We start from the raw sequence: 24,262 nt of genomic DNA on the forward strand, positions 1-24,262 counted from the left end.
AACCCTCGCCCGTAGGGTGGGCTTCAGCCCACCACGCCCAGCCAGCGGACCCTGAGACGGTGCGGGCCTGACGGGGGCGCCGGCATATCGGGCTTCGCCGCGCTGCACGCCGAGCACCGTAGGGTGGGCCGGGCGGCGCTCCGCTTCAGCCCACCAGGTCGCTCACCGCACTCGGTGCGCGCGGCGCCCTGAGACACCGGATCAAAGCCCGCGTTCCTCCCATGGCTCCGGCTGCTCGGCGTTCGGCCTGAAATAGAGCGTCTCGCCACGGCTCAGGCCGGCCAGGGTAACGTGGTTCTTGGCCACCTCCGCCTCGATCGGGTCGTCCTGGCCGGAGACTTTCAGCGTCACCCGGGTCAGCGCGCCCAGCGGGCGGATGTCGCGAACCTCGGCGGGCAGGTGGCCGGTTTCGGCCTGGCGCGACAGCGAGATCTCGTGGGGGCGGAACAGCACCGCCTGGCCGGCCAGGTCGAGCCGGTTGGCGTCGCCCAGGAAGTGGTAGACGAAGTCGCTGGCGGGGTTGGCGTAGACCTCGCCGGGCGAGCCGATCTGCTCGATCACGCCCTTGTTCATCACCACGATGCGGTCGGCCACTTCCATCGCCTCTTCCTGGTCGTGGGTGACGAACACGGAAGTGAGGTGCACTTCCTCGTGCAGCCGCGCCAGCCAGCGGCGCAGTTCCTTGCGCACCTTGGCGTCCAGCGCGCCGAAGGGTTCGTCGAGCAGCAGCACGCGGGGCTCCACCGCCAGCGCGCGGGCCAGGGCGATGCGCTGGCGCTGGCCGCCGGAGAGCTGTTCCGGGTAGCGGTCGGCGATCCAGTCCAGCTGCACCAGGTTCAGCAGCTCGTGCACCTTCTCGGCGATCACCGCTTCGCTGGGGCGCTGCCGGCGCGGCTTCATGCGCAGGCCGAAGGCGACGTTGTCGAAGACCGTCATGTGGCGGAACAGCGCGTAGTGCTGGAACACGAAGCCGACGTTGCGCTCGCGCACCTCGCGGCTGGAGACGTCCTCGCCATGGAAGGCGATGCGTCCGGTATCCGGCGCTTCCAGCCCGGCGATGATGCGCAGCAGGGTGGTCTTGCCGCAGCCGGAGGGGCCGAGCAGGGCGACCAGCTCGCCGCTCTCGATGGTCAGATCGATGTCCTTGAGCGCCTGGAAGGTGCCGAAGCGCTTGTTGACCTGGCGAATCTCGATACTCATGGCTTCACTCCTGCGCCGCGGCGGCTTTCAGACGGTTGATGCGGGCCTCGCTCCACTGCTTGAGCAACAGGATCAGCAGTGCCAGGGCCAGCAGCAGGCTGGCGACGCTGAAGGCGGCGACGTGGTTGTATTCGTTGTAGAGAATCTCGACGTGCAGCGGCAGGGTGTTGGTCAGCCCACGGATGTGTCCGGAGACCACCGACACCGCGCCGAACTCGCCCATCGCCCGGGCGGTGCAGAGCACCACGCCGTAGATCAGGCCCCAGCGGATGTTCGGCAGGGTGACATGCCAGAACATCTGCCAGCCGCTGGCGCCGAGCAGGCGCGCGGCTTCCTCTTCCTGGGTGCCCTGTTCCTGCATCAGCGGGATCAGCTCGCGGGCGACGAAGGGCACGGTGACGAACAGGGTCGCCAGCACGATGCCGGGCACGGCGAAGACGATCTGGATGTCGCGGTCCATCAGCCAGGGGCCGAACCAGCCCTGGGCGCCGAACAGCAGCACGTAGATCAGGCCGGCGATCACCGGCGACACCGAGAACGGCAGGTCGATCAGCGTGACCAGGATGCTCTTGCCGCGGAACTCGTACTTGCTCACGCACCAGGCGGCGGCGACGCCGAACACCAGGTTCAGCGGCACCGAGATGCCGACCGCGATCAGCGTCAGCTTCAGCGCGGCCACCGCGTCGGGCTCGAGGATGGCGGCGAAGAAGGTGCCGAAGCCCTGCTTGAGCGCCTCGTTGATCACGATCAGCAGCGGCAGCAGCAGGAACAGGACGAACACCAGCCAGGCGGCCAGGATCAGCAGGCGTCGACCCCAGGGGGCGCCGCGGCGGGTGCGGGAGACGCCCGCGGCGGCGAGGGTAGCGGTATTCATGGAGGCCTCCTCAGCCACGCGCGATACGGCGCTGCAGCAGGTTGATGACGAGTAGCAGGACGAACGAGACCACCAGCATCAGCACCCCGATGGCGGTGGCGCCGGCGTAGTCGTACTGGTCCAGCTTGACCATGATCAAGAGCGGCAGGATCTCGGTCTTGCCCGGCATGTTGCCGGCGATGAAGATCACCGAGCCGTACTCGCCGACGCCGCGGGCGAAGGCCAGCGCGAAGCCGGTCAGCCAGGCCGGCAGCAGCGCCGGCAGCAGCACGTGACGGGCGATCTGCCAGGGCCGCGCGCCGAGGCAGGTGGCGGCTTCCTCGACCTCGCGCGGAATGTCCGCCAGCACCGGCTGCAGCGTGCGCACCACGAACGGCAGAGTGACGAAGGTCAGCGCCAGGGCGATGCCGAGCGGGCTGTAGGCAATCTTGAAGCCGAGTTCGGTGGCGAACTGGCCGATCGGCCCATTCGGCGCGTAGAGCGCGGTCAGGGCGATGCCGGCCACCGCCGTGGGCAGGGCGAAGGGCAGGTCGATCATCGCCTCGATCACCTTGCGTCCGGGGAAGCGGTAGCGCACCAGCACCCAGGCCAGCAGCGTACCGATCACGCCATTGAGCAGGGCGGCCGCCAGCGCCGCGCCGAAGGACAGCTTCAGCGCGGCGAGTACGCGCGGCGCGCTGACGATGGCGACGAACTGCTCCCAGGTGAGCTCGGTGCTCTTGATGAACAGCGCACCCAGGGGAATCAGCACCAGGAGGCTGAGGTACACCAGGGTGTAGCCCAGCGTCAGCCCGAAGCCGGGTATGACGGGGGAGGGGCGGGACATAGAAACCTCAATAGGGGCGGACTGGGCAGAAATGGGCTGGAGGTTGGAGGCTGGAAGGCTGAACGAAAAGCCGAACGGTGTTGAACCTGCGCGGCCAAACCCGTCCAACCTTCAAGCCTTCAAGCCTTCAAGCCTTCAAGCCTTCAAGCCTTCAAGCCTTCAAGCCTTCAAGCCTTCAAGCCTTCAAGCCTTCAAGCTTCAAGCCTCAGAGGCGCGCTTCAGCGCGCCTCGTAGATCTGGTCGAACACGCCGCCGTCGTTGAAGAACTTCGGCTGCGCCTGCTTCCAGCCGCCGAAGTCGTCGTCGATGGTCACCAGCTTGAGCTCCGGGAACTGCTGGGCGAACTCGGCGGCGACCGACTGGTTGCGCGGCCGGTAAAAGTGCTTGGCGGCGATGCGCTGGCCTTCTTCGCTGTACAGGTAGTTCAGGTAGGCCTCGGCCAGTTCGCGGGTGCCCTTGCGCTCGACGTTCCTGTCCACCACCGCCACCGGCGGCTCGGCGAGGATCGACAGCGAGGGCGCGACGATTTCCAGCTCGTCGCCACCTTCTTCCTTCAGCGCGAGGAAGGCCTCGTTCTCCCAGGCCAGCAGCACGTCGCCGATCTTGTTGTTGACGAAGGTGATGGTCGAGCCGCGGGCGCCGGTGTCCAGCACCGGTACCTGCTTGTAGAGCTGGGCGACGTATTCCTTGGCCTTCTCCTCGCTGCCGTACTGCTGCTGGGCCCAGGCCCAGGCGGCGAGGAAGTTCCAGCGGGCGCCGCCGGAGGTCTTCGGGTTGGGGGTGATGACTTCCACGCCCGGCTTGACCAGGTCGTCCCAGTCCTTGATGTCCTTGGGGTTGCCCTTGCGCACCAGGAACACGATGGTCGAGGTGTAGGGCGTGCTGGCATCCGGCAGGCGGGTCTGCCAGTCCTCGGGGATCAGCTTGCCCATACGGTGCAGCTCGTCGATATCGCCGGCCAGGGCGAGGGTCACCACGTCGGCGCGCAGGCCGTCGATCACCGCCCGGGCCTGCTTGCCCGAGCCGCCGTGCGACTGCTGGATGGTGACCGGCTCGTGGCCCTGGGCCTGCCAGTGCTTGTTGAAGGCGGCGTTGTAGTCGACGTAGAGCTCGCGTGTCGGGTCGTAGGACACGTTGAGCAGCGTTTGCGCGGCGGCGACGGGGCCGGAAATCAGCGCACCGGCCAGGGCGGCCAGCGCAAAGCGACGAATGGACATGGATGCAGCTCCTGAAAATCCTGTTTCGGGTATTGGCTTATGTAGGAGGTAGGGCGATCAGCTCCGCATTCGCGGGCGACAGCTGCAGTACCGGTGCGTGTTCATGGTCGTTCTCGTTCTCATGGCACGCCCTCCGGTGGTCCAGTCGGGCTGTGTTTTTCGGTTGGGTCAGGCGTTCTTGCCGTTGGGCTGCAAGCGAAACTTTTCCTTGCGTTCGATCTGCACGATCTGGCCGTTGTGCACGGTGATCTCCACCGAGCCGAACTTCAGGCCGCTCAATGCGCTCTGGATCTCGCGCAGGATGCTGGCTTCGTCCTGACCTTCGAGGTGGCGAAGGGGCGCGGTCATTTCTTCTTGTCTCCTGGGTAAAGCCTCCATGTCAGCCAGGGAGGCGTGGAGCCGATAGTAGGTAAGGTCAGGTTATTCTTTAAAATACTGTTTCAGAACATTTATATATTATTTAGAAATAAGATATACGCCTTTCCGGTTCGAGGCTGTGGCTTATCTGTGGTTATAACTAAATAATTTCTTATTCTTTTTTGGTGTATCGCGGCTGGCCTAGACTGCGCCGATCGAACGAGAGGAGGTGCGCCATGCGCAGCGAAGCGATCCGCTATCTGATAGTGCCCGGCTGGCAGGGCTCGCCCGACGAGCACTGGCAGAGCCACTGGCAGCGCAGCCTGCCGAACGCCGCGCGGGTGGAGCAGCGCGACTGGCTGGCGCCGCGCCGCGCCGACTGGGTGGCGGAACTGGAGCGCAGCCTCGCGGCCAGCCCCCAGCCGACCATCCTGGTTGCCCACAGCCTCGGCTGCGTCACCGTGGCGCACTGGGCGGCGCAGGCCTCGCCCGGGATGCTGCGCCGGGTGCGCGGCGCCCTGCTGGTGGCGCCGGCCGACGTCGAGCGCGCGAACTGCCCCGAGGCGCTGCGCAACTTCGCGCCGATCCCCATGCGGCCGCTGCCGTTCGCCAGCCTGCTGGTGGGTTCCGACAACGACTCCGCAGCCAGCGCGGCGCGCGCCATCGCGCTCGGCCGCGCCTGGGGTAGCCGCGAGACCGCCATCCTCGCCGGCGCCGGCCACATCAACGTCAAGTCCGGGCACCGCCGTTGGGACCAGGGCTTCGCCTACCTGTACCGCCTGCAGCACCACATCGAACAACGCGCCCGCGAAACCGCCTGAAGCCAGCGCTTCGGCGGAATGGACCGGGCGGGGCCCGACCGAAGAGGATTCGCATGCCTGACCACCGCCTCGACCATCCACCGCCGCTGACCTTTTCCGACGCCGAACGCAGGCCACTGAGCATTCGTGCCAGGGCCCTGGTGTTCATCGACCCGCGCTCGCGGCGACTGCGCGACCAGGTCGCGCGCCTGGCCGGGCAACGCCTGCCGTTGCTGATCGAGGGCGAGCCCGGCACCGGCAAGGAGCTGCTGGCCCGCCACGTGCACCGCGAGAGCGGGCGTGCGGGCCTGTTCGTCAGCGTCAACTGCGGTGCGATCAGCGTCGCGCATGCCGAGGCCGAGCTGTTCGGCTACGGCCCCGGCGAACGCCGCGCCGGCCCTAGCAGCCGCGCCGGCTGGTTCGGTTCGGCCAATGGCGGAACGCTCTACCTCGACGAGATCGGCGACCTGCCGCTGCCCCTGCAGGCCCGCCTGCTGGCCGCGCTGGAGACCGGCGAGGTGCTGCGCGTCGGCGCCGCGCAGGGCGTGCCGGTGGACGTGCGCCTGGTGGCCGCGACCAGCATCGACCTGGGCAAGGCCGTGCAGGCGGGCAAGTTCAGCGAGCCGCTGTATCGCTACCTGATCGACGGCCGCGTCAGCCTGCCGCCGCTGCGCGAGCGCCCCGGCGACCTGCTGCCGTTGGCCGAATACTTCCTCGGCGTCTACGCACACCGGCTCGGCCTGCCCGTCCCGACCATCGGCCCGGCCGCACAGCGGCTGCTGGAAGCGCACGCCTGGCCGGGCAATACCCGCGAGCTGGAGAACGTCATCCACTTCGCCCTGCTGGTCAGCGACGGCAGGGTGATCGAGCCCGAGCACCTGAACCTGCCCGAGCGCGATGCGCTGCAGGCGCTGCAGCGCCAGCTCGACAGCCAGCTGCGGTCACCTGACGGCGCGTCGCTGGAAGGACTGGAGGGGATGTTGCGAAGGGCACTGGAGGAAGTGCAGCGGGTGCGCGTGGACGCCCGACCATAGCCGATCACGAACGCTAGCCGAACGCCCCGTCGTCTCGTAGGAGCGAGCTTGCTCGCGAATGGCTCCGCGCTTTCACCGCTCTAGGCAGGGCGGGGCGGGTGGTGCTCCGCTCCGGCCCACCTTTCTTGTGTCCACTGGTGGGCTGACGCGGAACGCCGCCCGGCCCACCCTTGGTTGCATCATGGGCACCAAGGACCGGCCCGGACACCGGGTGTGGGAGGCCCGCCCTCGGGGCGCAATGCTGTTCACTTAAGTGATAGACCCTTGGCCTCGGGCAGGCCTACGGCCTGCATCGCCGCGAGGGCGCGCCTCCCACAGGGATGTGGTGGATGCCGCAAGCCCGTCGGGAACGGGCGCGGCCTCCCACAGGGCTCGGCGGGCAACTCCGCTTTCGTGGGAGGCCCGACCTCGGGGCGAGCTTGCCTAAGTGAACGGCATTACGCCCTCGGGGCGATGCTTTTTCGATGGCGCCGGAAGATGCTCCATCACCCGGCAATAAGCTTATTCAATAAAAGTAGTTAACTGGGATTTTTTATTCCATTAGATTGATCGCCTGCGTACCTGCCGACCAATCGGCGCGCCGCACTAAGCATGGGCTCATCGCCCGTAACCAGTGACCGCGCCGTATGGGCGCATTCCATGGAGCTCCCATGTCGGCACCTGCAGTTTCATCCCTTCGCCAGTCGTCCTCCGCTTCGCAGGCGTTCGAGATTCGCCCGTTCGACGCCCCGCTGGGAGCCGAGATCCTCGGCATCGACCTCGGCACGCCGCTGAACGCCGAGGACTTCGCCCGCGTCCACCAGGCGCATCTGGATCACGGCGTGCTCGTCTTCCGCGACCAGCACATCACGCCCGAGCAGCAGATCGCCTTCAGTCGCCGCTTCGGCGAGTTGCAGATCCATGTGCTCAAGCAGTTCCTGCTGGCCGGACATCCGGAGATCTTCATCATTTCCAACATCGTCGAGAACGGTCAGCCGATCGGCCTGGGCGATGCCGGCAAGTTCTGGCATTCGGACCTGTCCTACAAGGAGCTGCCGAGCCTGGGCTCGATGCTCTACGCCCAGGAGCTGCCGGAAGAGGGTGGCGACACCCTGTTCGCCCAGCAGCAGCTGGCCTACGAGACGCTGCCGGCCGAGCTGCGCGCGGCCATCGACGGCAGGCGCGCCGCGCATTCCTACATCGCGCGCTATGCCGACGAGGTCTTCGAGGGCATCCAGCGGCCGCGCCTGACGCCCGCCCAGCTGGCCGAGGTCAAGGCGGTGGTGCACCCGGTGGTGCGCACCCATCCGGAGACCGGGCGCAAGGGCCTGTTCGTCAACGAGAACTTCACCACCCACATCCTCGACATCCCGGAAGACGAGAGCCGGCAGATCCTCGCCGAGCTGTTCGCCCACAGCGCCCGCCCCGAGTTCGTCTACCGCCACCAGTGGCAGCCCCGCGACATGGTGTTCTGGGACAACCGCGCGCTGATCCACCTGGCCACCGGTTGCCCGCGTCACCTGCGCCGTCGCATGCACCGCACCACCATCCAGGGCGACGCCCCGTTCTGACCTTCGCCGATCCCGGCAACCCGTACATGGAGTTTCGAGATGTCTCTAGGTGAGCGCTTCCTGAATAACCGCGTGGCCCGGCTGGCCGGCGGCATCGGACTGTCCCTCGGCCTGCTGGCCGGCACCCTGGTCACCACCCAGGTCGCCCACGCCGAAGGGCGGATCCGCATCGCCGAGCAGTTCGGCATCGTCTACCTGCTGCTCAACGTGGTGCGCGACCAGCAACTGATCGAGAAGCACGGCAAGGCGGAGGGCCTCGACATCAAGGTCGACTGGCAGCAGCTGTCCGGCGGTTCGGCGGTGAACGACGCGCTGCTGTCCGGCGCCATCGACATCGCCGGGGCCGGCATCGGCCCGCTGCTGACCGTCTGGGACCGTACCCAGGGCCGGCAGAACGTCAGGGGCGTGGCCTCGCTGGGCAACTTCCCCTACTACCTGGTGAGCAACAACCCCAACGTCAAGACCATCGCCGACTTCACCGAGAAGGATCGCATCGCCGTGCCGGCGGTGGGCGTCTCCGTGCAGTCGCGCTTCCTCCAGTACGCCGCCGCCGGGCAGTGGGGCGACGACCAGTACGACCGTCTGGACAAGTACACCGTGGCATTGCCGCACCCCGACGCCACCGCCTCGCTGAAGTCGGGCGGCACCGAGCTGACCGGGCATTTCTCCAACCCGCCGTTCCAGAACCAGGCGCTGGAGAACCCCAACGTCCACGTGGTGCTGGACACCTACGAGCTGCTCGGGCCGAACTCGCCGACCGTGCTGTATTCGACCGAGAAATTCCGTAAGGACAACCCGAAGACCTACAAGGCCTTCGTCGCCGCGCTGGCCGAGGCGGCGGCCTTCGCCCAGAGCGATAAGGGCGCGGCGGCCGACACCTACATCCGCGTGACCGGGGCGAAGATCGGCCGCGACGAGCTGCTGGAGATCATCGACAACGAGCAGTTCCAGTTCACCGTCACCCCCACCAACACTTACCCGCTGGCGGACTTCCTCCACCGCGTCGGCGCCATCAAAAACAGGCCGGCCTCCTGGCAGGACTACTTCTTCGAAGACGCCGCCATCGGCCAGGGAAGCTGAATCCATGAATGCGCCTCTGCAAGGCCACACGGCCAGCAATCTGAATACGACCGCCTTCGACACCGTCCTCGAGGTGGACCGGGTCAGCCTCGAATACCGCACCCCGCAGCGCGTGGTGCGGGCCACCCACGAAGTCAGCTTCGAGGTGGACCGCAGCGATCGCTTCGTCCTGCTCGGCCCTTCCGGCTGCGGCAAGTCGACCCTGCTCAAGGCGGTGGCCGGCTTCATCGAGCCGGTCGCCGGCAGCATCCGCCTGGACGGCCAGACAGTGCGCGAGCCGGGCCCGGACCGCATCGTAGTGTTCCAGGAGTTCGACCAGCTGCCGCCGTGGAAGACGGTGAAGCAGAACGTCATGTTCCCGCTGCTGGCCTCGCGCACGTTGGGCCGCCGCGAGGCCGAGGCACGCGCGCTGCACTACCTGGAAAAGGTCGGCCTCGCCGCCTTCGCCGATGCCTATCCGCACACCCTGTCCGGCGGCATGAAGGCGCGCGTGGCTATCGCCCGGGCGCTGGCCATGCAGCCGAAGATCCTGCTGATGGACGAGCCCTTCGCCGCGCTGGACGCCCTGACCCGGCGCAAGATGCAGGAGGAGTTGCTCGAGCTGTGGGACGAGGTGCGCTTCACCCTGCTGTTCGTCACCCATTCCATCGAAGAGGCGCTGGTGGTGGGCAACCGCATCCTGCTGCTGTCGCCGCACCCCGGGCGGGTGAGGGCGGAGGTCGGCGCCCATGCGTTCGACCTGCACAGCCTCGGCGGCGCCGACTTCCAGCAGGCCGCCCTGCGCATTCATCAGTTGCTGTTCGAGGGACGGACGGAGGACGCCGGCGCGGAGCTGGCCTTCCAGGACGTGCGCCTCGCCTACTGAGCGGCACCGACCTTTTCGCTACGGAGTGATGTACATGAACGTTCTACCCGCGCGGCGCCCGGAGTACGAGAACCTGCTCGAGACGCTCACCGACCTGCCGCTGGAGCGCGAGCTGTCGCTGGGCCAGCGCCTCTGGCAGCGGGGCTGGCTGCGCAAGTCGCTGATCCTGCTGGTTCTCGCGCTGGTCTGGGAGCTGGCCGCGCGCTACCAGGGCAACGACCTGCTGCTGCCGAGCTTCCTGCAGACGGCCCGCGCCTTCGTCGAGGGCATCGGCAGCGGCGAGCTGCTGGAAAAGGTGGCGATTTCGCTGTCGGTGCTGGTCAAGGGCTACCTGATCGGCATCGGCCTGGCCTTCCTGCTGACCACCCTGGCGGTGTCGACCCAGCTCGGCCGTGACCTCTTGTCCACGCTGACCTCGATGTTCAACCCGCTGCCGGCCATCGCCCTGCTGCCGCTGGCGCTGTTGTGGTTCGGCCTGGGCGAGAACAGCCTGATCTTCGTGCTGGTGCATTCGGTGCTCTGGGCGCTGGCGCTGAACACCTACGCGGGCTTTCTCGGCGTTTCCGACACCCTGCGCATGGCCGGGCGCAACTACGGCCTCAAGGGTCTGCGGTTCGTGTTGTTCATCCTGATCCCGGCGGCGCTGCCGTCGATCCTCGCCGGCCTGAAGATCGGCTGGGCCTTCGCCTGGCGCACGCTGATCGCCGCCGAGCTGGTGTTCGGCGCCTCCAGCGGCAAGGGCGGGCTGGGCTGGTACATCTTCCAGAACCGCAACGAGCTCTACACCGACAAGGTCTTCGCCGGCCTGGCGGCGGTGATCCTCATCGGCCTGCTGGTGGAGAACCTCGTGTTCGCCAGCGTCGAGCGGGTAACCGTCAAGCGCTGGGGCATGCAGCGGTAGGGGACGGCAAGCTCAGGTCGTAGGGTGGGCTTCAGCCCACCATCCGGGGCCACGATTGGTGGGCTGAAGCCCACCCTCTTTTCGATCCAATCACCCAAGGAACCGCCCGACCATGTATGGCCGGGCACGGAGGAGATATACCCATGAAAAAGTCCCGTCTCGGCGCGGCCCTCGGCCTGCTCGGCGCCCTCACGTTGCCGCTGGCCGCCCAGGCCGAAGGCAAGATCAGCATCGCGCAGCAATTCGGCATCGGCTACCTGATCCTGCACGTGGTCAAGGACCAGCAACTGATCGAGAAACATGGCAAGGCCCAGGGCCTGGACATCGAGGTGGACTGGCGCACCATCTCCGGCGCCACCGCGATGAACGAGGCGCTGCTGGCCGGCGCCATCGACGTGGTCTCCGCCGGCGTGCCGCCGATGCTCACCGTGTCGGACCGCACCCGTGGCCGGCAGAACGTCAAGGCGGTGGCCGCGCTCGGCTCGCTGCCCAACTACCTGCTGAGCAATCGCGAGGAGGTGAAGACCCTGCACGACCTCTCCGACAAGGACCGTATCGCCGTGCCGGCCGCCGGCGTCGGCTTCCAGTCGCGCACCCTGCAGATCGAGACCGCCAGGCTGTTCGGCAAGGACGACTTCCAGCGCTTCGACCGGATCTCCGTCAGCCTGCCGCACCCGGACGCCACCGTCGCGCTGACCAAGGGCGGCTCGGAAATCACCGCGCACTTCTCCAGCCCGCCGTTTCAGTACCAGGCGCTGGAAAATCCCCGGGTGCACAAGCTCATCAGCAGCTACGACATCCTCGGCGGCCCGGCCACCTTCAACGTGCTTTACGCCACCGAGAAGTTCCACGACGAGAACCCCAGGACCTACCGCGCCTTCTACGACGCCCTGGCCGAGGCCGAGCGGATCATCAAGGCCGACAAGGCGGCCGCCGCCGAGGCCTACATCCGGGTGGAGAACTCCAGGCTGCCGCTGGACTTCGTGCGCAGGATCGTCGAGGACCCGGAGATCGACTTCACCATCACCCCGCAGCGCACCTACGTCTACGCCGAGGAACTGCACGGGCTGGGCGTGCTGAAGAACAAGGCCGGATCCTGGCAGGACTACTTCTTCGAAGAGGCGCACGGAACGCCGGGAAGCTGACCTGAGACGGGGCGCCTTCGACCGACCGTCGCGGATCGACACGTTCATTGACGCAGATCAACCAAACGGCCTTAACCAAAGGCCGCATGCCGTCGATATGCAATGTGGCGCAGGCATCGGTGCATGCCTGCGTTTCCATTCGCCCACCCGAGACGAAGACGGGCGGGCAAAACGGCATTCGGCGATGGCTGCACGACGCCAGCGTCAGCGAACGAGGTTATATACGACGTGCTCAGAAATATCCCACTGCGTTTCAAGCTGGTGTTGATCCTCCTGCTCCCTTCGATCGGCTTTCTCTGGCTTGCGGGGGTATCCGTTTCCGACAGCTACCGGACGCTGCGCAACATGGAGCACACCGTCGCGGCCAGCGCCGCCGCGCAGAAGGTCAGCCAACTGATCACCACGCTGCAACGCGAGCGTGGCGCCAGCGGCGTCTACCTGGGCAGCCAGGGCAAGACCATGCAGGACCGCCTGCCAGGCATGCGGCGCGACACCGATCAGGCCCTCGAGGCCGTGCGCGCGCTTTCGCAAGGCAACGACCAGATCGACAAGGCCGTCGCCGCGCTGGGCGGCCTGCAGGCGACCCGTAGCCAGATCGACGCCCTGAGCATCAGCGGTCGCGATTCGGGCGCGCGCTTCACCGAGATCATCCAGGCCCTGATCGGCTTCACCTACCAGCTGGAACTCAGCGTCAGCGACGTCGAGCTGTCCCGGCTGCTGGGCTCGCTGAACCAGTTCATCGAGATGAAGGAGCGCGCCGGCCGCGAGCGCGCGATGCTCGGCGTGGTGTTCAACCAGGACCGCTTCGACGCCGCCCTGCTGTCCGCTTTCAGCCGCAACCTGGGCGAGTTCTCCGCCTACCTGGACAGCTTCGAGCGTGCGGCGTCCGAGCCCTTCGTGCGTCAGCTCGAGCAGACGCTGCAACAGCCCAGCGCCCAGGAAGTGGCCAGGCTGCAGCGACTGGCGTTCGACGTGCCGCTCGGCGAGTCGCTCGGGGTCCGGCCCGAAGCCTGGTTCGAGACCGCCACCCGCCGCATCGACCTGATGGGCCAGGTGGAGGACGCGCTCAGCCAGAGCGTCGGCAGCCTGGCGGCCCTGGCGCGGGACAAGGCGCGGCTGGCCCTCTGGCTGACCGTCTCGCTGTCGCTGCTCGCCCTGGCGGCGGTGTCGGCTCTCTCCTACCTCATCATCCGCAACATCAACCTCGCCGTCGACGACGTGAACCGTGCGCTGGTCGCCCTTTCCGCGCGCGACCTGACCGCCAGAACCTCGTACCAGGGCAAGGACGAATTCGGCGTCATCACCCTCAACCTGAACGCCATGGCCGAGGAACTGACCCACGTCGTCCAGGACATCGGCAATGCCACGGGCCAGTTGGCGACCGCCGCCGAGGAGTGCTCCGCGGTCACCGTCCAGACCAGCCAGAGCGTCGAGCGCCAGCGCGAGGGCACCGAGCTGGTGGTCACCGCCATCAACGAGATGAGCGCGACCGTCAGGGAGGTGGCGCGCAGCACCAGCGACGCGGCCGAGCTGTCGCAGCGGGTCAACCGCAGCACCGCCCAGGGCAAGAGCGAGATCGACGGCACCGTCGAGCTGATCCGCCAGCTGTCCAGCCAGGCCGACCAGACCGCCGCGATCATCGGCGACCTCAAGCGCGAGAGCGACTCGATCTCCTCGGTGCTCGACGTCATCCGCGGCATCGCCGAGCAGACCAACCTGCTGGCGCTGAACGCCGCGATCGAAGCGGCGAGGGCGGGGGACCACGGGCGCGGCTTCGCCGTGGTCGCCTCCGAAGTGCGCGTGCTCGCGCAGAAGACCCAGGAGTCCACCGGCGACATCCAGCAGATGATCGCCAACCTGCAGGCCGGCTCCGACCGCGCCGCGCGCTCCATGCAGGAAACGCTGAGCACCGTGCAGGCCGGCGCCGACAACATCGTGCGCGCCGGCGACCTGCTGGCCGAAATCGCCGAAGGCGTCGCCGGCATCAGCGACCGCAACATCCAGATCGCCTCCGCCGCCGAAGAACAGAGCGCCGTCGCCGAAGACATCAACCGCAACGTCACCGAGATCAACGACGTGGTCATCCAGGTCAGCGCCGGCGCGGAACAGACCGCCGCCACCAGCCTGGAGCTGGCCCGGCTGGCCGAGCAGCAGCAACAGCTGGTCGGGCGGTTCAAGGTGGCCTGAGCCGACGCCATCCCGGATCCTGGCAGGCCCCCCTTCGAGGGGGCACTGGCAGGGCAGGGCCGGATTCAGCGCACCACGATCAGCGGATGGCCCTGTTCCGGATGCCGCTGGATCAGTACATCGAGGCCGAACACCTGCTTCAGCGGTTCCGGGCGGAGGACCTCGTCTGGTGACCCCAGCGCCTGGGGACGGCCGTCCTGCAGCAGGAGCAGGCGGTCGCAGTAGCGCGCCGCCAGGTTGAGGTCGTGGAGGATCACCAGCACCGCCGCGCCCTGGGCGGCGAAGGCGCGGGTGGCCTGCAGGATGCTGTGCTGGTGCAGCGGATCGAGCATCGAGGTCGGCTCGTCGAGCAGCAGCGTCTGCCCTTGCGCGCCCGGCCACAGCTGGGCGAGCACGCGCGCCAGGTGCACGCGCTGGCGTTCGCCGCCGGACAGCGCCAGGTAGCTGCGACCGAACAGGTGCGCGGCGTCCGCCGCGCGCAGCGCCGCCTCGACGATCTCCCGATCGCACACCAGGCCGGTGGCATGGGGCAGGCGGCCCATGCCCACCACCTCCTCGACGCGGAAGCCGAAACTCAGCGTCGAACTCTGCGGCAGCACCGCCAGGCAGCGCGCGCGCTCGCTGCCCGACCACTGCTCCAGCGGCCGCCCGTGCAGGCGGACATGGCCGTGGGCCGGCGCCAGTTCGCCGCTCAGGGCACCGAGCAGGGTGCTCTTGCCGGCGCCGTTGGGCCCGAGCACGCCGAGCACCCGACCGGGCTGCAGGGCGAGGTCGACGCCTTCCAGCACCGTGCGTCCGCCGCGGTGGATCGACAGCGCTTCGGCCTGCAGCATCAGCGCCCCCGTATCAGCAGGTAGAGGAAGAAGGGCGCGCCGATCAGCGCCGTGACGATGCCTATGGGCAGCTCCGCCGGCGCCAGCACCAGCCGCGCCGCCAGGTCGGCGAGCAGCAGCAGGCTGGCGCCGGCCAGCATCGAGGCCGGCAGCAGGACGCGGTGGTCGGGCCCGACCAGCAGGCGCACCAGGTGCGGCACCACCAGACCGATGAAGCCGATCATGCCGGCCGCGGCCACCGCGGCGCCGACGCCGAGCGCGGTGCAGAACACCAGCTCGCGCTTGAGTCGCTCGACCTCGAAGCCCAGGTGACGTGCTTCGGATTCGCCCAGCAGCAGGGCATTCAGCGCCCGTGCCCGGCGTGGCAGCCAGAGCGCCACGGCGAAGGCCACCAGCAGCAGCGGCCAGAGCCGGGCGTAGCTGGCGCCGTTGAGGCTGCCCAGGTTCCAGAAGGTCAGGGTGCGCAGGGTGGCGTCGTCGGCCAGGTAGGTGAACAGGCCGATGCAGGCGAAGGCCAGCGCGTTGAGCGCGATGCCGGCCAGCAGCATGGTGACCACGCTGGTCAGGCCGTCGCGCCGGCCCAGGCGGTAGACCAGCGCGGTGACGGCGAGGCCGCCGACGAAGGCGCACAGCGACAGCAGGTAGGGCGCGATCGCCTCCGGAATGCCGCCGAACGCGGCACCGCCGACGATGGCGATGGCCGCACCCAGGGCCGCGCCGCTGGACACGCCGATCAGACCGGGGTCGGCCAGCGGGTTGCGGAACAGCCCCTGCATCGCCACGCCGCACAGCGCCAGCACCGCGCCGACCGCCAGGCCGAGCAGGGTGCGCGGCATGCGGATCTGTCCGACGATCAGCTGCGCCTGGTTCAGCTCGCTGCCGCCCAGCGGCAGGCCGAGCAGGCGCAGCGCGGCCTGCAGCGTTTCGCCCAGCGGCAGGCTGACCGGGCCGAGGGCCAGCGATCCCCAGAGGGCGAGCGCGAGCAGCAGGCCCAGTGCGATGAACAGTGAGCGCGGTCGTAGGGCAGGGGTCATCGGGCGGGCGTGGTTTCGGCGGGCAATGGCGAGCTGGCAGGATAGAAGGCTGCCGACAAGGCTGCCAGCCCCTCCGGCACACGCGGGCCGAGGCCGCCGACCAGCAGGGTCGGGTCCAGCGCGACCAGGCGCCCCTCGCGGGCGGCGCGGGTCGACGCCAGCGCGGGGTTCTGTCGCAGCAGCGCCTGGCGGGCCTCGTCGGCTTCCAGCAGCCGCCGGTCGGTGAAGATCACCACGTCCGGGTCCAATGCCAGCAGCGCCTCGCTGGACAGCGCCTTGTAGCCGCTGTGGGTGGTCAGGTTGCGTCCGCCGGCCCGTTCGATCAGCCAGGCGGCGGCCGTGTCGGGGCCTGCGGCCATGGCGCTGCCGCCGGGGTGTCCGAGCAGCAGCAGGACGCCGGGGGCCTCCTGGCTGCGCTGCGCCTGGGCGATCCAGGCCTCCTGCGCCTCGAGCCGGGAGCGGAAGGCGGCCAGCGCCTGCCGCGCGCGCTGCGGCTCACCGAGCAGGGCGCCGAGGCGGGTCAGGTTGTCCTCCAGCGTGGCGAGGTCGGCCTGGGCCGACAGGGTCTCGAGGCGCACGCCGGCGGCACGCAGCTGCTCCAGTACCGGCGGCGGCCCCATTTCCTCGCTGCCCAGCAGCAGGTCCGGGCGCAGCGCCAGGATGCCCTCGGCAGCCAGCTGGCGCTGGTAGCCGATGCTGGGCAGCTCCTGCAGGGAGGCCGGATGCAGGCTGGTGGTATCGACTCCGACCAGCCGGTCCTCGCCGCCCAGCGCCACCACCCATTCGCTGATGGAACCCCCTGCGCTGACCCAGCGCTGCGGCAGGGCGTCGTCCGCCCGCGCGCCCGGTAGCCAGGCGAGGGCGGCGAGCAGCGCCAGCGCCGGACCGAGCCGCCGTCTACCGATCGAGACGCTCACGTTCGTGACGCCCATGCTCAGCGCTCCTGCGCCGGCACGCTTTCGGCCAGCGCGCGCCAGTCCTCGCGCTCCGCAATGCCCGGCTTGCGTGCGCCGAACAGCTGCAGCACCAGCTCGCCGTCGGCGTCGAAGGCCTCCCAGCTGGTGACGATGCCATCGCTGCTCGGCTTGCGCACGCGCCAGAGCTCGCTCACCGCGGCGGTCTTCAGGTGCAGGTTGAATTCATCGTCGAGCACGTTGAACCACTCGCCGAACACGCGCAGGTTGCGCACCTCGCCGGTGTGGATCTGGATGCAGTGGCGGTTGCCGACGAACACCATCAGCGGCACGCCGTCGGCGGCGGCCTGCTCGAACAGCATCGGCAGCGCCTCGGGAGGCAGGGGCTCGGCCCAATCGCGGCCGGCCAGGCGCAACGCCTGGGTGCGCGCCGCGCCATGCTGCTTCAGCAGGGCGAAGAAGTGGTGGGTGTCCTTCAGTCCGGCCCAGCCGTGGCGCAGTGCCTCGGCATCGATTGCCGTGTCGGGGCGCACGGGCTCGCGCGTGGCGAGGGGTTCCAGGTCCAGTTCGGCGCTCTGCCGCTCGGCGCGGAAGCGCTCGATCAGCGGCGCCCAGGCTGAGATCGTGCTGCGCTCGGTCAGGTAGACCTTGTGCACGGCCATGCCCTGGCGGTCGAACACCTGGATGCTGCGCTGGACGCCGTCCCGGCCTTGCTCCTCGACGGCGAAGACGCTGGCCCAGCCGCCGAGGAACAGGCGCAGGTCGATGTCCGGCGAAACCACCAGCCCCATTTGCCCGCTGCCGCCGATGGTCACCTCGCGGTAGTGGCCCTTGCGCTCGTGCACGCAGTGCTCGTTGCGAGTCAGCGCCATGACGTAACCGAGCTCGCCGAGTGCCGGCAGCAGTTCCTTCCAGTCCGGCCGCAGGCGCACCGCATCCACGCCCAGGCGGCTGGCGGCCAGCTCCGCCTCGCTCACCGCCAGGCGCTCGGCGGCCTCGCGGGCCCGCAGCCGCGGTTCCTCGCGCAGCAGCACCTGCCACGCCAGGTAGATCTCGTTGCCTGCGGCAGTCGACGTCTGGACGTTCATCGAAAGGCTCCTCCTTGGATGCGTGAATCGGATGTCAGTCGGCGTGGCGTACCGGTTGGCCCGAAAGCATGCGCGGAAAGTGCGGATGAGGCAATGAGAATTATTTGTGTTTGGGGTACTGGTCGTTGGACTGGCCATTGGCAGAACGGCAAGCTTGGCCTGACGCTGGGCGGCGGCCAGGGAGGGGCACCCGTTCTTGTAGAAGCGGGCCTTGGCTGCGAACCGGTCCTGCACGGCGCATTACCCTCATCCGACCCGGCGGGCCACCTTCTCCCGGTGGGAGAAGGGAAAAACGGTGCTGCCCGCGCCTTCGACGACCCCCTGTAGGAGCAGGCTCTGCCTGCGACCGGATACCATTCGCGGTCAAGACCGCACACAGGCCTTGGCCGCGAACCGGTCCTGCACCGCGGCCTTGGCCGCGAACCGGTCCTGCACCGCGTATCACCCTCATCCGGCCCTGCGGGCCACCTTCTCCCGGTGAGAGAAGGGAAAAGCGGTGCTGCCCGCGGCACACCGGCACGACGCTCCCCCTGTAGGAGCAGGCTCTGCCTGCGACCGGATACCATTCGCGGTCAAGACCGCACACAGGCCTTGGCCGCGAACCGGTCCTGCACCGCGCATCGCCCTCATCCGGCCCTGCGGGCCACCTTCTCCCGAGGGAGAAGGGAAAAGCGGTGCTGCCCGCGGCACGCCCAGCCGCGTGCAGTGCGAGACGCCGGTGCCGCTCGAACGTCCGCGCGACCGGCGTGCCCCCGAGCTGGCGCAGCTGCGCGCGCAGGCTCTGACCGAGCTGCATCGCTCCCATTCGTCATGAACCGTTGCGGGCAACAGGGGATTTGGCCAGGCGATGCCTGGCCTTTTTTTAAGTCTGTTCAGTTATTAATAAATCGTTATTTATTCTTTTTAATCCGGTCCGATTCTGCACATAGTGAGCCACCCCGACCGACACCTTGAAGGAGCAAGACCCATGAGTATTCGCCTCGGCGACGTCGCCCCCGATTTCGAACAGGATTCCACCATCGGCAGGATTCGCTTCCACGAGTGGCTGGGCAATAGCTGGGGCGTGCTGTTCTCGCACCCGGCCGACTTCACCCCGGTGTGCACCACCGAGCTCGGCTTCACCGCCAAGCTGCGCGACGAGTTCACCAAGCGCGACGTCAAGGCCATCGCCCTGTCGGTCGACCCGGTCGACTCGCACGTCCGCTGGATCGACGACATCAACGAGACGCAGAACACCGTCGTCAACTTCCCGATCATCGCCGACGCCGACCGCAAGGTGTCCGAGCTGTACGACCTGATCCACCCGAACGCCAACGACACCCTCACGGTGCGTTCGCTGTTCGTCATCGACCCGAACAAGAAAGTGCGCCTGACCATCACCTACCCGGCGAGCACCGGGCGCAATTTCAACGAGATCCTGCGGGTGATCGACTCGCTGCAGCTGACCGACAACCACAAGGTCGCCACCCCGGCCAACTGGCAGGACGGCGACGAGGTGGTGATCGTGCCCTCGCTCAAGGACGAGGACGAAATCAAACAGCGCTTCCCCAAGGGCTACCGTGCGGTCAAGCCGTACCTGCGCCTGACCCCGCAACCGAACCGCTGATCCGGCAGCCGAAAAAGGACATACCGATGTTGGTCGTATCCCTCGCCGGCAGTCCCAGCCAGCGCTCCCGCTCGGGCGTGCTGCTGGAGCACGGGCGTGACTGGCTGCAGCGCCGGGGCATCGAGGTGGTGAGCTACCGGGTTCGCGACTTCGACGCCGAGGACCTGCTGCACGCCCGCTTCGACAGCCCCTTGGTGCGCCGTTTCGTCGAGCACGTGACGCTGGCCGACGGCCTGCTGATCGCCACGCCGATCTACAAGGCGTCTTTCGCCGGCGCGCTCAAGGTGCTGCTGGACCTGCTGCCCGAGCGTGCCCTGACGCACAAGGCGGTGCTGCCGATGGCCTCGGGCGGCAGCGTGGCCCACATGCTGGCGGTCGATTACGCGCTCAAGCCGGTGCTTGCCGCGCTGAAGGCGCAGGAGATGTTGCAGGGCGTGTACGCCGTCGACGCGCAGATCCACTACGGCGAGCCGGGCCGTCCCTCGAGCCTGGAGCCGGAGCTGCGTGCGCGGCTGGAAGAGGGGCTGGAACAACTGCACGCGGCGCTGGCGCGTCGCCCCGGCCCCATCGATCCGGGCCTCCTGCCGGAGCGCCTGAACAGCGCGCAATGGAGCATCTGAAAGCAGCTGAAAGTTTCGAGCGGCAAGCCTCGAGCCGGACCGGCGGCGCCTTTTCTTGCCGCTTGCAGCTTGTAGCTTGCCGCTAAAAGAAAACCCTTACTCGCCCGCCAACGGGCAAGCAGGTCGTGAACCCAACCCAGACTTCAAGGAGCGTGCCATGCGCACCAACACCTTGCGTCGAGGACTGGTCGCCCTGCTTGCCGCGACCCTTTCCTTCGGCGCTCTGACCCAGGCACAGGCCCAATCAAAGCAGGACACCATCCTGCGGATCGGCTATCAGAAATACGGCACCCTGGTGCTGCTCAAGGCCCGCGGCACGCTCGAGAAGCGGCTGACGGGGCAGGGCGTCAGCGTGCAATGGACCGAGTTCCCAGGCGGCCCGCAGCTGCTGGAAGGCCTCAACGTCGGCTCCATCGACTTCGGCGTGACCGGCGAGACGCCGCCGGTGTTCGCCCAGGCCGCCGGCGCCGACCTGCTCTACGTCGCCCACGAGCCGCCAGCGCCCAGCGGCGAGGCGATCCTGCTGCCAAAGGATTCGCCGATCCGCTCGGTCAAGGAACTCGAGGGCAAGAAGGTCGCGCTGAACAAGGGCTCCAACGTGCACTACCTACTGGTGCGCGCGCTGGAGGAGGCCGGCCTGGCCTACGGCGACATCCAGCCGGTCTACCTGCCGCCGGCCGACGCGCGCGCCGCCTTCGAGCGCGGCAGCGTGGATGCCTGGGTGATCTGGGACCCGTTCCAGGCCGCCGCCGAGGCGCAGCTGCAGGCACGCACCCTGCGCGACGGCCAGGGCCTGGTCAGCAACCACCAGTTCTACCTTGCCGCGCGCCCCTTCGCCGAACGGCATCCCGAGGTGCTGCGCACGCTGATCGACGAGATCCGCGACATCGGCACCTGGGTCGAGGCCAACCCGGACGAGGCCACCGCCCAGGTGGCACCGCTGCTCGGGCTGCCGGCCGACATCACCCGCCTCGCGGTGATCCGCCAGGGCTACGGCGCCAGGCCGATCAGCCCCGAGGTGGTGCGCGCGCAGCAGGCGATCGCCGACACCTTCACCGAACTCAAGCTGATTCCCCGGACCCTGAGCGTGCGCGACGTCATCTGGACGCCGCCGAAGAACCTCGCCCAGTACCCGGAATGAACACGCACCCCGAGTAAGCCTCGCAACCCCACGGAGCAACGTACATGAGCCTGAACGTCTTCTGGTTCCTGCCCACCCATGGCGACGGCAAGTACCTCGGCACCGCCGAAGGCGCCCGCGCCGTCGATCACGGCTACCTGACGCAGGTCGCCCAGGCCGCCGACCGTCTCGGCTACGGCGGCGTGCTGATTCCCACCGGCCGCTCCTGCGAGGATTCCTGGCTGGTGGCCGCCTCGCTGATCCCGGTCACCCAGCGGCTGAAGTTCCTGGTCGCGCTGCGCCCGGGGATCATCTCGCCCACCGTGGCCGCGCGGCAGGCCGCGACCCTGGACCGGCTGTCGGGTGGTCGGGCGCTGTTCAACCTGGTCACCGGCGGCGACCCGGACGAACTGGCCGGCGACGGCCTGCACCTGAGCCACGCCGAGCGCTACGAGGCCTCGGTGGAGTTCACCCGCATCTGGCGCCGGGTGCTGGAGGGCGAGACAGTCGACTACGACGGCAAGCACATCCAGGTGAAGGGGGCCAAGCTGCTCTATCCCCCGCTCCAGCAACCGCGCCCGCCGTTGTACTTCGGTGGTTCCTCGGATGCCGCGCAGGACCTGGCCGCCGAGCAGGTGGAGCTGTACCTGACCTGGGGCGAGCCGCCGGCGGCGGTGGCCGAGAAGATCGCCCAGGTGCGCGAGAAGGCCGCCAGGCTTGGGCGCACGGTGCGCTTCGGCATTCGCCTGCACCTGATCGTGCGCGAGAGCAATGACGAAGCCTGGGCCGCCGCCGAGCGCCTGATCAGCCACCTGGACCAGGACACCATCGACCGCGCCCAGGCCTCGCTGGCGCGCTTCGACTCGGTGGGGCAACAGCGCATGACCGCACTGCACGGCGGTCGCAAGGACCGGCTGGAGGTGGCCCCCAACCTCTGGGCCGGGGTCGGCCTGGTGCGCGGCGGCGCCGGCACCGCGCTGGTCGGCGACGGCCCGACGGTGGCCGCGCGGGTGAAGGAGTACGCCGACCTGGGCATCGACACCTTCATCTTCTCCGGCTACCCGCACCTGGAAGAGGCCTACCGCGTCGCCGAGCTGCTGTTCCCGCACCTGGACATCGCCCAGCCGGAACGCCCGCAAAGCCGCGGCTATGTCAGCCCGTTCGGCGAAATGATCTCCAGCGACATACTGCCGAAGGCGACGTCGGCGAGTTGAGGTCGGGTCCGTCCCTCACCCCTAGCCCCTCTCCCGTAGGGAGAGGGGAACTGGCCAAGCTTCGGTTTGGCACCGAGCTGGCCGACCACACCGTCAGGCTCCCTCTCCCTCCGGGAGAGGGCTGGGGTGAGGGGCTCCAATCAACGGCAAGCACCGTCGATCCAGGAATACGAAGATGATTGCAACAACCGTCAACGGAAAACTCGCTACGCGCATCGCCCCCTGGCTCCTGCCCGTGGCCCTGCTGGCCGCCTGGCAACTGGCGGTGAGCACCGGCTGGCTTTCCAGCCGTATCCTGCCGGCGCCCAGCGCGGTGCTCGAGGCCGGGCGCGCGCTGCTGGTCAGCGGCGAAATCTGGACGCATCTGGCCATTTCCGGCTGGCGCGCCGGCATCGGCTTCGCCATCGGCGGCGGCCTCGGCCTGCTGCTGGGCTTCGTCACCGGGCTGTCGAAATGGGGCGAGCGCCTGCTCGACAGCTCGGTGCAGATGATCCGCAACGTGCCGCACCTGGCGCTGATCCCGCTGGTGATCCTGTGGTTCGGCATCGACGAGAGCGCGAAGATCTTCCTGGTGGCACTGGGTACGCTGTTCCCGGTGTACCTGAACACCTACCACGGCATCCGCAACGTCGACCCGGCGCTGGTGGAGATGGCGCGCAGCTATGGGCTGTCCGGCTTCGCGCTGTTCCGCCAGGTGATCCTGCCCGGCGCGCTGCCGTCGATCCTGGTCGGCGTGCGTTTCGCCCTCGGTTTCATGTGGCTGACGCTGATCGTCGCCGAGACCATTTCCGCCAGCTCCGGCATCGGCTACCTGGCGATGAACGCCCGCGAGTTCCTGCAGACCGACGTGGTGGTGCTGGCCATCCTGCTCTACGCCGTGCTCGGCAAGCTGGCCGACCTCGCCGCTCGCGGGCTGGAACGCGTCTGGCTGCGTTGGCACCCGGCCTACCAGACCAAGGGAGGTGCGCAATGACCGCGCTGCACAGCATCGGCCAGGGCGCGCCCTCGGGCGGCCTGCCGCTGGACATCGAGGGGATCGGCAAGGCGTTCGGCCCGCGGGAGGTGCTCAAGGGCATCGACCTGCAGATCCCGGCCGGGCAGTTCGTCGCGGTGGTCGGCCGCAGCGGCTGCGGCAAGAGCACGCTGCTGCGCCTGCTGGCCGGGCTCGACCAGCCCAGCGCCGGTCGTCTGCTGGGCGGCGATGTGCCGCTGGCCGAAGCCCGCGAGGACACCCGGCTGATGTTCCAGGACGCCCGCCTGCTGCCGTGGAAGCGGGTGATCGACAACGTCGGCCTGGGCCTGTCCGGCGACTGGCGGCCCAGGGCGCGCGAGGCACTGGCCGCGGTCGGCCTGGCCGATCGCGCCAACGAGTGGCCGGCGGCCTTGTCCGGCGGGCAGAAACAGCGCGTGGCCCTGGCCCGCGCACTGATCCACCAGCCGCGCCTGCTGCTGCTCGACGAACCGCTCGGCGCGCTGGATGCGCTGACCCGCATCGAGATGCAGCAACTGATCGAACGCCTATGGCAGCAGCATGGCTTCACCGTGCTGCTGGTGACCCACGACGTCGCCGAGGCGGTGGCGGTGGCCGACCGGGTGATCCTCATCGAGGACGGCCACATCGGCCTGGACCTGGCGGTCGACCTGCCGCGCCCGCGCCATCGTGGTTCGGCGCGGCTGGCCGCGCTCGAGGCCGAGGTGCTCGACCGCGTCCTCGCCCAGCCCGGCGCCGAGCCGCAAAGCAGCCGCAAGCTTGAAGCCTGAAGCTGAAAGCGAAAGCGCTGACTTCCAGCCTCCAGC

General features: G+C 68.5%; 23 protein-coding genes. 14 read left to right on the top strand and 9 right to left on the bottom strand.

The annotated features are described in order from the left end of the window. Window positions 1-201 precede the first annotated feature (201 nt). From H610_RS0111690 to oscA, 5 genes are all read right to left on the bottom strand, one after another. Window positions 202-1,200, bottom strand: a complete 999-nt coding sequence (locus H610_RS0111690) for a sulfate/molybdate ABC transporter ATP-binding protein (RefSeq protein WP_028239836.1) — start codon at window positions 1,198-1,200, stop codon at window positions 202-204. Window positions 1,201-1,204: 4 nt separating this feature from the next. Next, entirely contained in the window at window positions 1,205-2,074 is an 870-nt protein-coding gene (gene cysW, locus H610_RS0111695) for a sulfate ABC transporter permease subunit CysW (RefSeq protein ID WP_028239837.1), read from the bottom strand. Between the two features lie 10 nt (window positions 2,075-2,084). Continuing rightward, a complete protein-coding gene (gene cysT / locus H610_RS0111700) occupies window positions 2,085-2,900 on the bottom strand; it encodes a sulfate ABC transporter permease subunit CysT (protein WP_028239838.1) in 816 nt (271 codons plus the stop codon). A gap of 218 nt (window positions 2,901-3,118) precedes the next feature. Then, window positions 3,119-4,117 carry a sulfate ABC transporter substrate-binding protein gene (locus tag H610_RS0111705; RefSeq protein ID WP_028239839.1) on the bottom strand — a complete coding sequence of 333 codons (999 nt, stop codon included), beginning with the start codon at window positions 4,115-4,117 and terminating at the stop codon, window positions 3,119-3,121. A gap of 168 nt (window positions 4,118-4,285) precedes the next feature. After that, the gene (gene oscA / locus H610_RS0111710) at window positions 4,286-4,465 is read right to left on the bottom strand and encodes a sulfur starvation response protein OscA (protein WP_028239840.1); all 180 of its coding nucleotides are present in this window, start codon (window positions 4,463-4,465) and stop codon (window positions 4,286-4,288) included. A 245-nt stretch (window positions 4,466-4,710) separates the two neighbouring features. Between oscA and H610_RS0111715 the strand changes: the two genes are divergently transcribed. From H610_RS0111715 to H610_RS0111750, 8 genes are all read left to right on the top strand, one after another. Further along, window positions 4,711-5,295, top strand: coding sequence for an alpha/beta hydrolase (locus H610_RS0111715; protein ID WP_028239841.1), 585 nt, complete (start codon window positions 4,711-4,713; stop codon window positions 5,293-5,295). A gap of 53 nt (window positions 5,296-5,348) precedes the next feature. Further along, complete coding sequence (locus H610_RS0111720) at window positions 5,349-6,308, top strand: sigma 54-interacting transcriptional regulator (RefSeq protein ID WP_028239842.1); 960 nt, start codon at window positions 5,349-5,351, stop codon at window positions 6,306-6,308. A 650-nt stretch (window positions 6,309-6,958) separates the two neighbouring features. Next, window positions 6,959-7,858, top strand: a complete 900-nt coding sequence (locus tag H610_RS0111725) for a TauD/TfdA dioxygenase family protein (RefSeq protein ID WP_028239843.1) — start codon at window positions 6,959-6,961, stop codon at window positions 7,856-7,858. Between the two features lie 39 nt (window positions 7,859-7,897). Continuing rightward, window positions 7,898-8,938, top strand: coding sequence for an ABC transporter substrate-binding protein (locus H610_RS0111730; RefSeq protein ID WP_028239844.1), 1,041 nt, complete (start codon window positions 7,898-7,900; stop codon window positions 8,936-8,938). Window positions 8,939-8,942: 4 nt separating this feature from the next. Further along, window positions 8,943-9,803 (top strand): ABC transporter ATP-binding protein, encoded by an 861-nt coding sequence (locus H610_RS0111735; RefSeq protein WP_028239845.1) that lies wholly within the window; start codon window positions 8,943-8,945, stop codon window positions 9,801-9,803. 34 nt (window positions 9,804-9,837) lie between these two features. Further along, window positions 9,838-10,704, top strand: coding sequence for an ABC transporter permease (locus tag H610_RS0111740; protein WP_028239846.1), 867 nt, complete (start codon window positions 9,838-9,840; stop codon window positions 10,702-10,704). 143 nt (window positions 10,705-10,847) lie between these two features. Then, window positions 10,848-11,849, top strand: a complete 1,002-nt coding sequence (locus H610_RS0111745; RefSeq protein ID WP_028239847.1) for an ABC transporter substrate-binding protein — start codon at window positions 10,848-10,850, stop codon at window positions 11,847-11,849. A gap of 228 nt (window positions 11,850-12,077) precedes the next feature. Then, window positions 12,078-14,036, top strand: coding sequence for a methyl-accepting chemotaxis protein (locus tag H610_RS0111750; protein ID WP_028239848.1), 1,959 nt, complete (start codon window positions 12,078-12,080; stop codon window positions 14,034-14,036). A gap of 65 nt (window positions 14,037-14,101) precedes the next feature. On the opposite strand, the gene H610_RS0111755 is transcribed toward H610_RS0111750, so the two are convergent. Genes H610_RS0111755 through H610_RS0111770 form a run of 4 tightly spaced genes read right to left on the bottom strand, consistent with a single transcriptional unit; the run spans window position 14,102 to window position 17,905 of the window. Continuing rightward, the gene (locus H610_RS0111755) at window positions 14,102-14,869 is read right to left on the bottom strand and encodes a heme ABC transporter ATP-binding protein (RefSeq protein ID WP_028239849.1); all 768 of its coding nucleotides are present in this window, start codon (window positions 14,867-14,869) and stop codon (window positions 14,102-14,104) included. Continuing rightward, window positions 14,869-15,903 carry a FecCD family ABC transporter permease gene (locus tag H610_RS0111760; protein WP_028239850.1) on the bottom strand — a complete coding sequence of 345 codons (1,035 nt, stop codon included), beginning with the start codon at window positions 15,901-15,903 and terminating at the stop codon, window positions 14,869-14,871. Before H610_RS0111760 ends, H610_RS0111755 begins: the two co-directional genes overlap by 1 nt. Continuing rightward, complete coding sequence (locus H610_RS0111765) at window positions 15,900-16,835, bottom strand: heme/hemin ABC transporter substrate-binding protein (RefSeq protein ID WP_084166441.1); 936 nt, start codon at window positions 16,833-16,835, stop codon at window positions 15,900-15,902. The genes H610_RS0111760 and H610_RS0111765 overlap by 4 nt, the downstream gene beginning before the upstream one ends. 2 nt (window positions 16,836-16,837) lie before the next feature. Then, window positions 16,838-17,905, bottom strand: a complete 1,068-nt coding sequence (locus H610_RS0111770) for a hemin-degrading factor (protein ID WP_028239852.1) — start codon at window positions 17,903-17,905, stop codon at window positions 16,838-16,840. Between the two features lie 967 nt (window positions 17,906-18,872). On the opposite strand from H610_RS0111770, the gene H610_RS0111780 reads away from it, so the two are divergent. The 6 genes from H610_RS0111780 (at window position 18,873) to ssuB (ending at window position 24,226) form a co-directional block, all read left to right on the top strand. Next, a complete protein-coding gene (locus tag H610_RS0111780; RefSeq protein WP_028239853.1) occupies window positions 18,873-19,511 on the top strand; it encodes a peroxiredoxin in 639 nt (212 codons plus the stop codon). 26 nt (window positions 19,512-19,537) lie between these two features. Continuing rightward, window positions 19,538-20,131, top strand: a complete 594-nt coding sequence (gene ssuE, locus H610_RS0111785; RefSeq protein WP_028239854.1) for an NADPH-dependent FMN reductase — start codon at window positions 19,538-19,540, stop codon at window positions 20,129-20,131. Between the two features lie 157 nt (window positions 20,132-20,288). Next, complete coding sequence (locus H610_RS0111790) at window positions 20,289-21,272, top strand: sulfonate ABC transporter substrate-binding protein (protein WP_028239855.1); 984 nt, start codon at window positions 20,289-20,291, stop codon at window positions 21,270-21,272. A gap of 44 nt (window positions 21,273-21,316) precedes the next feature. Beyond that, complete coding sequence (ssuD, locus tag H610_RS0111795) at window positions 21,317-22,465, top strand: FMNH2-dependent alkanesulfonate monooxygenase (RefSeq protein ID WP_028239856.1); 1,149 nt, start codon at window positions 21,317-21,319, stop codon at window positions 22,463-22,465. A 175-nt stretch (window positions 22,466-22,640) separates the two neighbouring features. Beyond that, window positions 22,641-23,438 carry an aliphatic sulfonate ABC transporter permease SsuC gene (ssuC, locus tag H610_RS0111800; RefSeq protein ID WP_043238384.1) on the top strand — a complete coding sequence of 266 codons (798 nt, stop codon included), beginning with the start codon at window positions 22,641-22,643 and terminating at the stop codon, window positions 23,436-23,438. After that, window positions 23,435-24,226: an aliphatic sulfonates ABC transporter ATP-binding protein gene (ssuB, locus tag H610_RS0111805; RefSeq protein WP_028239858.1), complete on the top strand. Its 792-nt coding sequence runs from the start codon at window positions 23,435-23,437 to the stop codon at window positions 24,224-24,226. Before ssuC ends, ssuB begins: the two co-directional genes overlap by 4 nt. The last annotated feature ends 36 nt before the right edge of the window (window positions 24,227-24,262 follow it).

Origin of the sequence: Stutzerimonas azotifigens DSM 17556 (assembly GCF_000425625.1) — a bacterium.
Lineage (GTDB): Bacteria > Pseudomonadota > Gammaproteobacteria > Pseudomonadales > Pseudomonadaceae > Stutzerimonas > Stutzerimonas azotifigens.